Origin of the sequence: Nonlabens sp. Asnod2-A12, assembly GCF_045063745.1 — a bacterium.
In the GTDB taxonomy this organism is placed as follows: Bacteria; Bacteroidota; Bacteroidia; order Flavobacteriales; family Flavobacteriaceae; genus Nonlabens; species Nonlabens xylanidelens.
Genome location: NZ_JBEFOB010000003.1, coordinates 1,126,690 through 1,139,223 on the forward strand (window position 1 = coordinate 1,126,690; position 12,534 = coordinate 1,139,223).

Genomic DNA, 12,534 nt, shown 5'->3' on the forward strand with positions numbered 1-12,534 from the left:
ATGAGTGAAAATGTAATCGAAATAAAGAATATTATACGTGATTTTAAATTAGGTCAGGAAGTAGTTCATGTACTTAAAGGAATCGATCTAGAAATCAAAAAAGGAGATTACATCGCTTTTATGGGACCATCTGGATCTGGTAAATCTACTTTAATGAATTTATTAGGCTGTCTGGACACTCCTACTGCTGGTAGTTATAAGCTTAATGGTACAGATGTGTCTATGCTCACAGACGACCAGCTGGCAGACATAAGAAACACCGAGATAGGTTTTGTATTCCAAACATTTAACTTACTACCTAGAACGACTGCACTAGATAACGTGGCTTTACCTATGATATATGCAGGTAAATCAAAGAAAGACCGTGTTGCAAGAGCTACAGAGGTACTTACTAGTGTAGGTCTAGAAGACCGCATGGATCACCAGCCTAATCAATTATCTGGTGGACAGCGACAGCGTGTAGCTGTAGGAAGAGCGCTGGTTAATAATCCTTCTATCATTCTAGCAGATGAACCTACTGGAAACCTAGATTCTAAAACTGGAGTAGAGATCATGGCACTTTTTGATAAAATCCATGCAGACGGGAATACGGTAATATTAGTAACTCACGAAGAAGACATTGCAGAGCATGCACATCGCGTTATAAGACTGCGTGATGGCGTTATAGAAAGTGATACAAGAAATAGACCATGGAAATCTTAAGCGAGAATAAAGACTGGATTTATATAGGTGCCGTTTTACTGGCATTTGTCATATTTATGTTTTGGAATAAAAGTAAACAAGGCAGTATAAAAGACCGCAAACGTCGCAATTTTAAGCAACGTTTAAATGAAAAAAGAAAAGATCGAGAGTAAGATTCAATCTACTCTATTGCATTACTTTTCTTAAATCAGATTTTAAATCATTCATTTGATAGGTAAGATCTCCGTAAACATTTTTTATAAAGCCATTCTTATCTAATAAAATGGTCATAGGAAATGCCTGTATTCTTAAAGAATCTATTTGTTTGCGAGCATCTGTAATATGATCAAAGTCGAATTTAGTCGTTTTTAAAAACTCATCTACTCTAGACTTCTCATTAAAAGTAATCGCGATAAAATTAACATCGCCTCTCATTTGTTTTTTAAGGCTATTTAATTTGGGCATCTCACTTATACAAGGCGCACAACTCGTAAACCAAAAATTAAGTACTGTAGATTTACCACCTAGATCTTGAAGCGTAAGCACAGAGCCATCTGCTTTTTTAAAGTCTTCTAGAACAAACTTTTCTCCTATTTTCTCCCTATGAATAGCAAACGGATCAAAGGGTTTTCTATCAGATTTCTCAGTAATAACTAACTTAGTACGTTTTATAACCGAGTCATTGCGACGTATGGTAGAGATAAAATCTGCTTTTACATCTCCCATATCCTTTAAACTTGCTTTGAGTTTATCAAAACTAGCCTCGTTCATAATCTCACCGTTAGGTAAGAGATAAAAGATTTCTTCTTGAGCGACAGCTGTCAAACTTAAAAATATCGTGAAAAGAATAAGAAGTTTTTTCATAGAATAAATGTAATAAAATGAATGTAATAAGTATCGAAACACAACCAGCAGGTCTCCTATAAATAAGAAACTGGCCTTGTTCTTATGTTATCATATTTCGAGCCAAATTTCATAAAATTAGAATCGCTTTTTGTGGAATAACTTTCCATCTCTTAAATAAGCTCTCCAGGTACCGTCTTGTTTACCGTCGTCATAACGTCCAGAAATCTTTAACTGTCCATCAAAATAATATTCTTTATAACGACCGTCTGGCATTCCATCCTTGAGATAAACCTTCATTTTAAGTTGACCATTATTAAATTTTTGCTCGTAAAAATTTGCCGTGAAATCATCAGGGAAAATAGGTGCAATATTAAAGATGGTTTCCTTATTTATTTCTTCTTTTTTAATAGTCACTAGATCAAGTGGTACGTCTTTATTGCGTTCTTCTAGTTGTATAGCCTCATAGTCATAATCACGGTCATAATGTATAACCGCCTTTGACTCAAAGAAGTTTTCTTGTGCCTCTAACTCCAGTCCTATTTGTGTAAACTGAGAGAAAAAAGCCTCGTTTTGTTTCAGTTCTTTACGAGAGTTTTTATTGAGATATTTTCCAGACGCATTACTTAACTTATTAGTATCTACATATAAAAACACATTACTCTCAGAGTTGAATTCATCAATAAAATCACGATAATACTCGTCAGACATTAAGGTAGTTTCTTCTTCAAAACTGTCTATGAATAACTTTAAAGTCTTGGGCGAGTTACTAAAAATCACATATTCATCTATGATGGTATAATATGGTTTTTCAATATTCTCAAACAGTGAGCCTATGATCAATTTAAAAAAGCCTTTAATCTCTAAATAGTTGATTTTATAACCTCTGTAATCTACTTCTTTAAATTTTACAGGTGTTTTCTTTCTTATTTGTTCTTCAATAAATTTTAACCTTTCCAGAGCATCATCGGTATCTTTTGCTTTTATGGCAAGTGCTAGACCTTCTTTTTCAGATAAATTTGGGGCATCCGCTTTCGCGAAAGCGAGCTCATCATCCATCCAATCGTAAAAATCACGCTGTAAGTCTATATCTAGCAATTCTTCTATTTTTTTCCTGCCCGTTTCATATTCTGCCACCATTTCTGGCTGCTGCTCACCTAATAAGTTGTAAAAATTATGGTGTAGAGTAGAAAAATCGTCAAAACCAAAACTTAAATACAATGCCGTTTCTTGAGGTAAAATCGTAGTGGCGTCTATAGAACCAGTTCCAGACTCATGCAGTGCGTTTATAAAACTCTGTGCTGTCTGGTCTCCGTTAGTATATCCTTTTGCTACTAATAATCGATCGTTATCGACATCTATTTGAAAACCAGAAAAACTAAAATGATCTTCTAGTAATTTTACAAATGGGCTCTCTTCGTTAGAAAATGCTTTGTAATAATCGGTTAAGAATTTATGATTTAAGTAAAAACGGAATAAATCGTTCTGTCTTACTTCTCTTTGAATTTCTAGAAACTGAAGGTCGCGACCTATTTCTGGAGAGGCAAATTCGTCTATACTTTTTTCTACCAGTGAGTGCGTATAGCTGGCTATCATCTGGTTTTTCACAAAGGCAATAGACAGAATCTCATAGGTAGTTTTATCAGTTACCTCAGTAATTTCTATCTCTTTATAAAGACGTTTTGTAACTGTAAAATCACCGGTAAGCAACTGGTTAATATTGTTTTTAAGTAAATTGAGCTGCGATAATTTTTGCATATCTACGATGTATAGAAAAGCATAATCATCACGCTTAATCATGTGAGCGCTCAAAATAATATCACGATCTCCTATCATTTCAAAAAGATCACTCTCTGATTGAAAAAGAGAGTCCACGGCATTCAATTTGGCACTCATTTTATGAATGTCATCATTAGTTTGTAAATGATCCCAGATCTCACTCTCAGCAAGTGTATTCATGTTGCGCAACGGCTCGTCCATCTCCATAAAAAACACCGCATCTCTAGGTACTAGGTATACCGCATTAATTTTATCTTCTTCTAGAGCAAAAATGGAAAGCGCCTGATATCCTAGATAGCCTAGAATAGCTATAACCAATAACCAAATGATTTTTTTACGAGTCAAAATATTGATTTTTATTATTTTACAATAAATCACTTGTTAAAAACTAGTGTTTTATTTACTTTGGTTAAACATTATAATTTATGAAAAGTACATTTATCAGCTCAAATAAAGAAGGTTTAATAGTTTTACTTCATGGAAGCTCTTCTTCTAGTAAAGTTTTTAAAAAATTACAGCTAACAAATTCAGTACTAGCTCCTACCTTATCTGGTCACGAAATTAACGAGAATACAGATGAGAATGATGATTTTAGTTTTAAATTTTATAAAAGTGAACTGATCCAATTAATTAATAGCTATTCAAGACCTGTCTTTTTAATAGGTAATAGTATAGGCGGGCACCTTGCTATTGAGATTGCAAACGATATCAAAAGCTTAAAAGGTTTAATGATTTTTGGGACGCCACCGGTTAAAAAACCTGTCAACTTTGAAGAGGCGTTTTTACCTGTTGCTGCATTACAAACTTTTTTAACCGAACATCCTACTCAAAAGGAAATTGAAGAAGCTGCAGCAATTACCGTTTATGATGATAAATACAGCACCATGGTTGTAGCAGATTTTAATAATTCTAACCCTAAGGTAAGAACCACCACTGCAGAAGATATTTCTAGTGGTAACTGGTTAGATCAACATAAGATTTTTACAGAATTAAAATGTCCTAAATTTATAGTGAGTGGTGTGCAAGACCCATCTGTAAACCCTAGCTATTTAAAAGAAGTGGTAGAACAAAGTAAAGGAGATGCACAGCTTATTTTTATTGAAAATTGCGGCCACTACCCTACATTAGAAAAGCCAGAAGAAATGTCTGAAATTATAAATCAAATTGCTATAGATATTTTTAAGCCTTTAAAATAGAGAAATGAATCTATTTACTGATAAAGAATACCATCAACAGAGCCAGCATTTTGTATTTAGGCTTAGAAAGCTATACTTAAATGATAAAAAAGCTTTTTATCAACTTCAGGATTTTTTACCTAGCCCTACCTATATCAATTGCAGAGATAGCCATGAGTATGAGTTTTTCAGTAAATCTTTTTTCAGCTATGGGAGAGAAATAGAAAAATTATACGAATTAGGAAAATCGTATTTACCAGAAATTTCCAACATTAGCCTAATGAAAAAGGCTATTTATAAGGCCGATGCTCTTCATAAAGATAACGATTATGAGTCTGTTTGTAGTTACATGCAAATCATATCTATGAATCATAACATGACTCCCTATTTTACAAATAAGATATTAATCGATGAAAAACTTACCTTAAACACGTCTTTATTTCCTAATGAATACGAGGCTGTGGAAAAAATTTTTAGAGAAATAATCCCTTGGGGCAAGGAAAGTTTTAACCGATGGAATAAATTTCAAACGCTGACCAAACGCGAAAAAGAAATCCTCAAACTTTTTGCCGAAGGGAGATCAAATAAAGAGGTTAGTGAAATACTAATTTTATCAGTTCACTCTGTACACACCCACAAAAAAAATATATTCAAAAAATTAGATGTAACTAAAGTTTCAGAATTAGTAAAGATTTCCCTAGCTCTTGAATTGATATAATTCTAATTAAACAAAAGGTTTAGTAAGCTTATGAGCAAAAGAATACAGTACTAAACCGACTTTGGATTTCACATCTAGTTTCTGAAAAAGCTGTGACCTACAAGCGTCTACTGATTTTATCGAGAGATTCATCTGGTCTGCTATTTCTTGATAGGTGTATTCTTTCTCATCACAAACGAGTTCTAGTAGTTGTAATTCACGAGCAGTTAAATTTGCTTTTTCTTCTTTGGTAAGTTGTTCTATCGTGTTTCTATTACGCAACAATCGTAAAATTTCTTCAAAATTATCGTAGCCAGTAGTGACTACGTTAGTGATCGATTGACCTAATTCTGGAGCCTGGCAAGTTTTAGAAAGAAAACCTCTTGCACCTTTGTCATAGGCCTCTACTTTGATTTTATCTTCAATATTTTGAGTAAGCATGAGAAATTTTAGGTTGGGATTAATTTCTTTAGCTTCTTGTAGGACTTCAAGACCATTCATCATAGGCATAGAATAATCTAGAAGATAGACATCGGGCAATTCTTTATTATCAGGTAAATTATTGATAAATGAAACACCACTAGAATGTTCTTCTGTAACTACATAATCTCCCATGTTTTGGAGCAACTGACTCAATCCTTTACGTACGATGTCATGGTCATCAATAATCCCTATGTTAATTTTCTTTGCCATGCTTTAAAATTAAGCTATTTCTTTAACTAGCTGGATGTGTGTCCCTTTTTGCTCTTGAGACTTTACTTGAAGTTCATAACCTATCAATTCGCTACGCAATTTCATATTCGTAAAACCATTAGTAAGCGACTCATTATTTATTTCAAATCCTTTCCCATTATCTATGAAAGAAAAAGAAGGTTGCTCAGGATTTGATACATTTATAGTAAACTCACTAGCTCTAGAATGTTTAAGCATATTATTGAGCACCTCTTGAAAAATACGGTACAAGATGATCTTCTCATCTAGAGAAAAATAGAAATCTTCTCTGTTAGAAATGTCTATACTGCAAACCACTACTCCTAGCCTATTTACTCGTGCTATTTCTTTTTCTATAACCTTGAATAACGCCGTTTTTATTAAAGAATTTGAAGTCATGGAATGACTTAAGTCACGTAAATTAATAGCAAGATCATTAACCGTTGTACTAACAGGTTGTATGATTGCTGTTAATTCTGGTTGCTGTAATTTGATTTGCTCCAGTTGCAAGTTCAAATAGGTAAGACGCTGTCCAGTATCATCATGCAAGTCTAGAGCGATGTTATTAAGCGTTTCTTCTTGAGTTTCTAGCACAGCTTTACTGACGGCTTTTTGTTGTTCCAGTTGTTTGTCAAAAAGGATTTGGTTGTATTTTTTGATTTTGGCAACATAAACTTTTATCAGTATGGCGCAGAATAGTAGCGCCATACAGACGAAGAGAAAGGATAGTATTATTCCTACAGCAGTATCATACATGATTGAGTATTTTCTTTTCTTTACGTAACTTAAAAATATACACGATTATTAATATGTAAAATATAAAACTACCTGTTCTACTTAAAATTTCTTCAAAATAAAACCCAAAGAACTCTACTTCTCTTATTTCGCTTTCGCGAAAGCCAAAAATAAATGCCAATGAGAAAAAATAAATTAATGGTGCACTAAGCAATATAAAAGTTGAGTTAGAAAAGTATGATAGATTCTCAGAGCTTAACTTCTTATAGTGTTTATACAAGTAATAACCCAAATAAATAACGAAACTAACTAAAAAGCAATAGACATGTAAATCTGAAGGCAGTGTGATATATACAAATAGTAATTGCAAAAGAGCAAAAGCTATTGGTATTAAAAATTCCTTTTTATTAATATATAACAATGTTACTATTAGCAAGAGCCAAAGCAATTGATGAATAATCACATATTGATTGTATAAATAAAATATTAAATCATTAGCCTCACCAACAGTAGCTATAAGTAAAGAAATTTCAGTTACAACGTTAATAAATAATATCCCTAAAACATATATATAAGCTTTGCGTTTTGAATAGAAAACCACTGCAAGGATTAAACTTACAATGGCTAAAATAGTTATGGGACTTAATTCTTCTAACATCAGATTAAAGCAATTCCTTTATATGGTTTTTTGTACGATAGATTGTAGTATCCTGTTTTACCGTTGCCTTCAACTTTCATAGCTAATATTTTAGTGTTTTCATACGGCTCAATAATGACGAATTGAATATTCACGTCTCCATAAACCTGCTTTAAAGCATGGACGAAAGTTTGTGAAAAAAAGTTGTACACAGGAACTAACTCTTTATAGTTAGGCAAAGTATCAGCACTTCTAAGTCCAATAGATAAAGATAAAGGTAAATCGTCGTGAATCCATTGAGAAAAAACGCTATATGTTGGCTGCGGAGTTTCTAAAAGTGATTGAATACCTCTGATAAAGCCCTTTTGCTCGTTAAAATCCTTAGAGTTAATTGCTTTTTCGATAAGACTAAAATATTCAGATTTATTATGAACAATTAAAGAATGTTCCATTTGACGTTCTTCGTTCATATCTGAGTGAGAATGGAGAAAATTAATTTTAGTTCCGAGTTCAAAAAGATTTGAAAAATCACATCTGTACAAACCATATTTTCTCTCTACAATTACACTTTTAAAAATTGCATCGAACGGTCGTGGATCATTATTTAAATAAAGAAATTCCATAAGTAAAGTTTTAAAGTTAGACCATAAATCTACACATTAACATTTTAACATAAATAGGTAAAACCCTATTTCTTAAAAGAATAGTCTTAAATCAATTAGGGAAAGTCCTTGAATAAGAGGCGTATGGAGTAATTAGGTTTGTGGTGTTGAAAATTTAAACATCCTAATTATGAGATCAATTCTATTCACATTATTCTTATTAGTGAGTATCAGTACAACCGCGCAAACTATTAAAGACTTAAAAGAAAAGGCTAAAAAAGAATTTGCAGACTATCAAGAAAAATATGACTCTCAGATTAAAATATTAGAAGAAAATAAGAACCAAATCATAAAAGCATCAAAAAAAAATCCAGATGCATTTGTTTCTGAACTTAAAAAGATTCTAAAAGCAGAATTAGACCTACAGTATCTTACTAATAAAGTGAGTCTTCAAATGGAAATGTATCATACAGCTGGTATATCATATAATGCTCTAGACAGTTACTTTAGCCTTGATCAATTGCTTTCAGATAAAAATAAAGTTGACATTGATGATTTATTTAAACATGTTGAATCTCCAGAAATTAAGCCAAATGAATACTTATTATTAACTCCAGATCAGGCGATTGAAATAAATAATTCTAATGAAAGTAACGCCTATATAAAAGCAATTACTGATGGCATATCGAAGGATTCTGAAACTCATTTCGGTACCTTTATTATACCGAAAAAAAATAAAGAAGTTAACATTCTTCTTTTCCCTGGTAAAAAAAAGGAAGACACTATACCACTTAACTTTAAAAAAGTAGACTTAGAATTAAAAGAAGGTAGTATTGTTGACATACGTGTAATTTTAATTGATAAAAAAGGGAATAGTCACCTATTCACAAATAGAACACCTATATCCTTTCTTCATTTTGACAAAACCGCTAGTCTTAACTATTTATCTTATGCAAATGAACAAACAAACTATTCAGAAAAATTTGAAGATCATGTATTAAGAGTATCTGATGTTATTACTTATCAATACGACATAGGTGGTAATTACGTGCCAGATGATATGACATTTAGTTTTCCATTAAATGATGTAAATGATAAATCAACTAATTCTAATGCCCCAGCGGCTTATAGAGTGAAGCAATCTACAGCTCTTAATAACGTGATAGAATTTAGAGCATATACAGACGCACTAGCATTAGCAGATTCTCAAGAAAATGGTTTAGCATCTTTTGAAGCACAAGCTATATTTTTTCTTCAGACCGCAAACGTTAGGAACACAAATTTATTCATATTAAAGAAAGTAAGACCTTTTGCTATCATATCAAGATTTGAAGGGGAAGACAAACTTGTAAAAACTGAAAGCGAAGGAATAGGTTTGAATAGATCTTTAATTCAAGATATCGATCTATTACAAAAATCAACATTTAGAACTGGTATAGACATTGATCTTGTTACTTACAAAGTTAAAAAGGAAGCATTATCCGATATTTCCTTATTCTTTAGCTCTTGGTATCAATCTGCTCTTTTACAAACAGATGAAGAAAATTCAGAACGATATTCTTCATTAGGATTGGGTGGCGGCTTAAGAATAGAATTAAAGCGATTTGAAAATCTGTCACTTACCTATACATTGGATCTCATGGATTACCATATAGATAGTCAGAATGATCTTGAAAACATTAGTGATCCAAAAAACTTTTTAGTTCTTGGTAATCAATTTGAATTAGAGTGGTATCCTGTAAAGAGCAAGAAAAACTCTCTTTTTGCACGTTTTAGGACAAATGATGATCTAAGTATAAATTCTGATGGACACTTCTTTCAAGCAGAGCTAGGCTATCGATTTTCTTTGGGAGCTGGAAAAATCAAAGGGAGCAATTAACTAAAAATATACCCTAAACAGGGTATTTCTTCACGACTCTTAATTAATTAATCTTACCGAAAATTAAAAACTACAACCTTGATAAATAACTCACTCTCTTTTATCAGCTCTAATCTTCTTTTTACCACAAAACTTTTGAGTAAGAGTATACATCATCATTATATCATATCATTTAAAAAATAACGATGCCAAGAATAATAATCATAATTGCCTTTTTCATTTCTACAGTTAGCTGGTCTCAAACAGAAAAAATAATAAGTACACGTATCATTTCTCAAACCGTTGACACAAAGTACAACGGTAGTTTTACCTTCAAAGCTAATCTAGTTCTCAACACGGATTTATTTCAAGGAATAAACATTATGGCAGGGTTAAAAGATTTTCAACTGATTGAGTACTCTTTCAAGAATAAATTAGCTACAAACCTACCTCATCAAAACTTCCCTATTCCCATTCAAACACCTCAAGTTGATTTAATAACAACATTAAGATTTACAAATGGTCAGGAGTCAGTAGACATTAGAAAGATCTTTAAATCGGTTGACAATCGGTCTTGGGGAGGACTTGACAGGAACTGGTTAGATACTGAAGATCGTGATAAAATATATAAAACTTTCAGCATCCATCAAGATAACCAAGAACTATTTTACAAGCTGAAAATTGAAATTATCAACCCTGAAATTAAAATATCCTTTTATAGTGGACGTATTTCTGAAACCCTAGAACCTATCAAAAAACGATTAACCAACTAACAAATTAATTATGAATTTAAAAAAACTGTTACTTTTAACAATTCTTATTACTAGTTTACAAATATATGGTCAAACTAGTACTAATGTAAAAGTTACTCATTTTCCAGGAAACACCTTGGTGGATGGAGTTTCTACTTTTGTAGCACCCAAATATATCAGACTTTCTACAAATGGACAAAATTGTTTCAACTTCTTAGATGTACAGGTTTATGTCAGAGCTTCTAGTGACAAACAAAAACCATATAAATTCAAAGTAGAGGTTACCAATAACAGCAATTATGATGTTAATGTAGCTACCTCTATGTGGGGATTAGGTAATGGCGGTTCTCATACCATTAGGTCTGGCGCTACATATGATGGTCTTGGTGGAAATAATTATACTGAAAAATATCCTACTATTAGAGTTTATCAAATTCAGGTTGAATATAACCAAAGTGATCAAGAACGATATGGAGTACCTAGTATTACTAATGATTTAAGCTGTGGGCAAACTCCAGAGTCTTATAAAAATCAAAAATTAGTAGAAAAAGAAAAAGAAGATGAAATAGCCATTTTAAGAAATGAATTAAATGCTCTAGGTAATTCTGAAGAAGATTTAAATGAGAAATTAAGTATCTTAAAAAAGCTTGAAAATAAAGATCTTAATCGTAATTATCAAAATCAAATCTCAAATACAGAACAAGCCTTGAAACGTTTAAATGAGGAAAAAGAAAAGAAACGTAAAGAAGAGGAAGAAAAAAAGAAGGTTGAAAAAGCCAAAAAGGAAAAAGAGAAAAAGGAAAAAGATGAGGCTACAAAAGTTGCGGTAGAAAAAGATGAAGTAGAAAAAAAGCAAGCTACGATAAATGAAGAACGAGAAGCGCAAGAGCGCAAAGCCCAACAAGAAAAAGCAGCTGAAGAAGAGAAACAAAGAAAAGCTGCCGAAAGAAAACAAGCAAGACGAGAATATGAAGATAGAGTAGCGTCTCAGAACAAACAAAACATGGCTGTAGCAAGCAGCGCTGCGGCATCTTCGGCAACTGTACTTTATATGCTAGCAGGAGTCGTTTATCAGGGTTCTGGCCGAGCTAATCCTGATAGAATTTTTAAAGGAGAAGGACTGTATTTTGGTTTAGATTTTGGTTACAGTAGTACTATAACTAGTATAGGATTTAATTCTAGCACCACTACTTTTGATAGCAGTGATAATGCTAGAACTAAAGAAGAGTTTACAGATTACGGAATTGTTAATATTAATTTTGATGTTAATCCTAAATTCGGTTATGAAACAGGACACTACGGTGGCTATGGTTACGGTACATTAAGAGCTGGATTCTCACCATTCTTTGACTCTTTTGGACTTTCCTATGACCTAGGTGCGAGAGCTTATGGAGGTTTAAAATGGGTAAAAGGATACGTCGACTACCAGATAGGAAATAGATCATATAGTGCAAATGCGTGGCTAGATTCTGAAGAACTGGGATCTGGTAAAGCAAATTATAATTTCAATCGATTAAGTTTAGGTACGCAATTCAGCTGGTACGGTAACTCTAGAACTGCAGCAAGAAATCACATTACTATTGGTGTCATGTTTGATAAAATAACTAGTGATGATGATAATTTATTTGTACAACAATTAGAAGATGATAATATAAGCGGAGATACTCCTAGTTATACAGGCTATAGTTTTGAATGGAAACATGATCATCACGGAATTTTATCAATTGAATACTTCCCTACATACCCTATTGTTGGTAATATAGATGGTACATCAAGAAATGACTTCGGGAACGATGGGTCTACTTTTATTCAATTGGGGTATACCAGAACAGTAGACAGTTGGTTTACTAAAAAATAAGCAGAAACTGATTTGTTATAAATCTATAAATATTTGATGAAATCAATTTTTTTACTTCATATCAAAATCTTAAAAAAATTAAGATTTTAATTTACATTACGATTAATAACAATTAGGGAACGTTATTAATTCTAAAACCTCCATTTATAATTAATGGAGGTTTTTACTTTTTGTATCAAGAAACATCTGTTTCTCCTATTCAAATA

General features: G+C 32.4%; 13 protein-coding genes. 7 read left to right on the plus strand and 6 right to left on the minus strand.

Annotated elements, in window-relative coordinates:
- On the plus strand, nucleotides 1-702 hold the full coding sequence (locus ACJJVJ_RS05200; protein ID WP_104515337.1) for an ABC transporter ATP-binding protein: 702 nt from the start codon (nucleotides 1-3) through the stop codon (nucleotides 700-702).
- Nucleotides 690-854: a hypothetical protein gene (locus ACJJVJ_RS05205; protein ID WP_170034568.1), complete on the plus strand. Its 165-nt coding sequence runs from the start codon at nucleotides 690-692 to the stop codon at nucleotides 852-854. The genes ACJJVJ_RS05200 and ACJJVJ_RS05205 overlap by 13 nt, the downstream gene beginning before the upstream one ends.
- Nucleotides 855-867: 13 nt before the next feature.
- Here ACJJVJ_RS05205 and ACJJVJ_RS05210 read toward each other — a convergent pair whose 3' ends face one another.
- The gene (locus ACJJVJ_RS05210; RefSeq protein ID WP_405369414.1) at nucleotides 868-1,545 is read right to left on the minus strand and encodes a TlpA family protein disulfide reductase; all 678 of its coding nucleotides are present in this window, start codon (nucleotides 1,543-1,545) and stop codon (nucleotides 868-870) included.
- Between the two features lie 117 nt (nucleotides 1,546-1,662).
- Nucleotides 1,663-3,648: a DUF3352 domain-containing protein gene (locus ACJJVJ_RS05215; protein WP_405369415.1), complete on the minus strand. Its 1,986-nt coding sequence runs from the start codon at nucleotides 3,646-3,648 to the stop codon at nucleotides 1,663-1,665.
- A gap of 80 nt (nucleotides 3,649-3,728) precedes the next feature.
- Between ACJJVJ_RS05215 and ACJJVJ_RS05220 the strand changes: the two genes are divergently transcribed.
- Nucleotides 3,729-4,499 carry an alpha/beta fold hydrolase gene (locus tag ACJJVJ_RS05220; protein ID WP_405369416.1) on the plus strand — a complete coding sequence of 257 codons (771 nt, stop codon included), beginning with the start codon at nucleotides 3,729-3,731 and terminating at the stop codon, nucleotides 4,497-4,499.
- A gap of 4 nt (nucleotides 4,500-4,503) precedes the next feature.
- A complete protein-coding gene (locus ACJJVJ_RS05225; RefSeq protein WP_405369417.1) occupies nucleotides 4,504-5,196 on the plus strand; it encodes a response regulator transcription factor in 693 nt (230 codons plus the stop codon).
- A 6-nt stretch (nucleotides 5,197-5,202) separates the two neighbouring features.
- On the opposite strand, the gene ACJJVJ_RS05230 is transcribed toward ACJJVJ_RS05225, so the two are convergent.
- From ACJJVJ_RS05230 to ACJJVJ_RS05245, 4 genes are read right to left on the minus strand one after another with little or no spacing between them, the layout of a single operon-like run.
- A complete protein-coding gene (locus ACJJVJ_RS05230; RefSeq protein ID WP_405369418.1) occupies nucleotides 5,203-5,868 on the minus strand; it encodes a response regulator in 666 nt (221 codons plus the stop codon).
- Between the two features lie 9 nt (nucleotides 5,869-5,877).
- The gene (locus tag ACJJVJ_RS05235; RefSeq protein ID WP_405369419.1) at nucleotides 5,878-6,594 is read right to left on the minus strand and encodes a sensor histidine kinase; all 717 of its coding nucleotides are present in this window, start codon (nucleotides 6,592-6,594) and stop codon (nucleotides 5,878-5,880) included.
- 40 nt (nucleotides 6,595-6,634) lie between these two features.
- Nucleotides 6,635-7,279 (minus strand): hypothetical protein, encoded by a 645-nt coding sequence (locus tag ACJJVJ_RS05240; protein ID WP_405369420.1) that lies wholly within the window; start codon nucleotides 7,277-7,279, stop codon nucleotides 6,635-6,637.
- Nucleotides 7,279-7,881: a hypothetical protein gene (locus ACJJVJ_RS05245; RefSeq protein WP_405369421.1), complete on the minus strand. Its 603-nt coding sequence runs from the start codon at nucleotides 7,879-7,881 to the stop codon at nucleotides 7,279-7,281. Before ACJJVJ_RS05245 ends, ACJJVJ_RS05240 begins: the two co-directional genes overlap by 1 nt.
- A gap of 169 nt (nucleotides 7,882-8,050) precedes the next feature.
- On the opposite strand from ACJJVJ_RS05245, the gene ACJJVJ_RS05250 reads away from it, so the two are divergent.
- The 3 genes from ACJJVJ_RS05250 to ACJJVJ_RS05260 all read left to right on the plus strand — a co-directional run bounded on the left by ACJJVJ_RS05250 (nucleotide 8,051) and on the right by ACJJVJ_RS05260 (nucleotide 12,328).
- Complete coding sequence (locus tag ACJJVJ_RS05250) at nucleotides 8,051-9,739, plus strand: hypothetical protein (RefSeq protein ID WP_405369422.1); 1,689 nt, start codon at nucleotides 8,051-8,053, stop codon at nucleotides 9,737-9,739.
- A gap of 185 nt (nucleotides 9,740-9,924) precedes the next feature.
- Nucleotides 9,925-10,491: a hypothetical protein gene (locus ACJJVJ_RS05255; RefSeq protein WP_104515345.1), complete on the plus strand. Its 567-nt coding sequence runs from the start codon at nucleotides 9,925-9,927 to the stop codon at nucleotides 10,489-10,491.
- A gap of 10 nt (nucleotides 10,492-10,501) precedes the next feature.
- Nucleotides 10,502-12,328, plus strand: coding sequence for a hypothetical protein (locus tag ACJJVJ_RS05260; protein ID WP_405369423.1), 1,827 nt, complete (start codon nucleotides 10,502-10,504; stop codon nucleotides 12,326-12,328).
- The last annotated feature ends 206 nt before the right edge of the window (nucleotides 12,329-12,534 follow it).

Excerpts from the sequence above, each read along its gene's own strand:
- ACJJVJ_RS05200 (WP_104515337.1), top strand. The coding sequence starts at position 1 with ATGAGTGAAAATGTAATCGAAATAAAGAATATTATACGTGATTTTAAA.
- ACJJVJ_RS05205 (WP_170034568.1), top strand. The coding sequence starts at position 690 with ATGGAAATCTTAAGCGAGAATAAAGACTGGATTTATATAGGTGCCGTT.
- ACJJVJ_RS05210 (WP_405369414.1), bottom strand. The coding sequence starts at position 1,545 with ATGAAAAAACTTCTTATTCTTTTCACGATATTTTTAAGTTTGACAGCT.
- ACJJVJ_RS05220 (WP_405369416.1), top strand. The coding sequence starts at position 3,729 with ATGAAAAGTACATTTATCAGCTCAAATAAAGAAGGTTTAATAGTTTTA.
- ACJJVJ_RS05225 (WP_405369417.1), top strand. The coding sequence starts at position 4,504 with ATGAATCTATTTACTGATAAAGAATACCATCAACAGAGCCAGCATTTT.
- ACJJVJ_RS05230 (WP_405369418.1), bottom strand. The coding sequence starts at position 5,868 with ATGGCAAAGAAAATTAACATAGGGATTATTGATGACCATGACATCGTA.
- ACJJVJ_RS05235 (WP_405369419.1), bottom strand. The coding sequence starts at position 6,594 with ATGGCGCTACTATTCTGCGCCATACTGATAAAAGTTTATGTTGCCAAA.
- ACJJVJ_RS05240 (WP_405369420.1), bottom strand. The coding sequence starts at position 7,279 with ATGTTAGAAGAATTAAGTCCCATAACTATTTTAGCCATTGTAAGTTTA.
- ACJJVJ_RS05245 (WP_405369421.1), bottom strand. The coding sequence starts at position 7,881 with ATGGAATTTCTTTATTTAAATAATGATCCACGACCGTTCGATGCAATT.
- ACJJVJ_RS05250 (WP_405369422.1), top strand. The coding sequence starts at position 8,051 with ATGAGATCAATTCTATTCACATTATTCTTATTAGTGAGTATCAGTACA.
- ACJJVJ_RS05255 (WP_104515345.1), top strand. The coding sequence starts at position 9,925 with ATGCCAAGAATAATAATCATAATTGCCTTTTTCATTTCTACAGTTAGC.
- ACJJVJ_RS05260 (WP_405369423.1), top strand. The coding sequence starts at position 10,502 with ATGAATTTAAAAAAACTGTTACTTTTAACAATTCTTATTACTAGTTTA.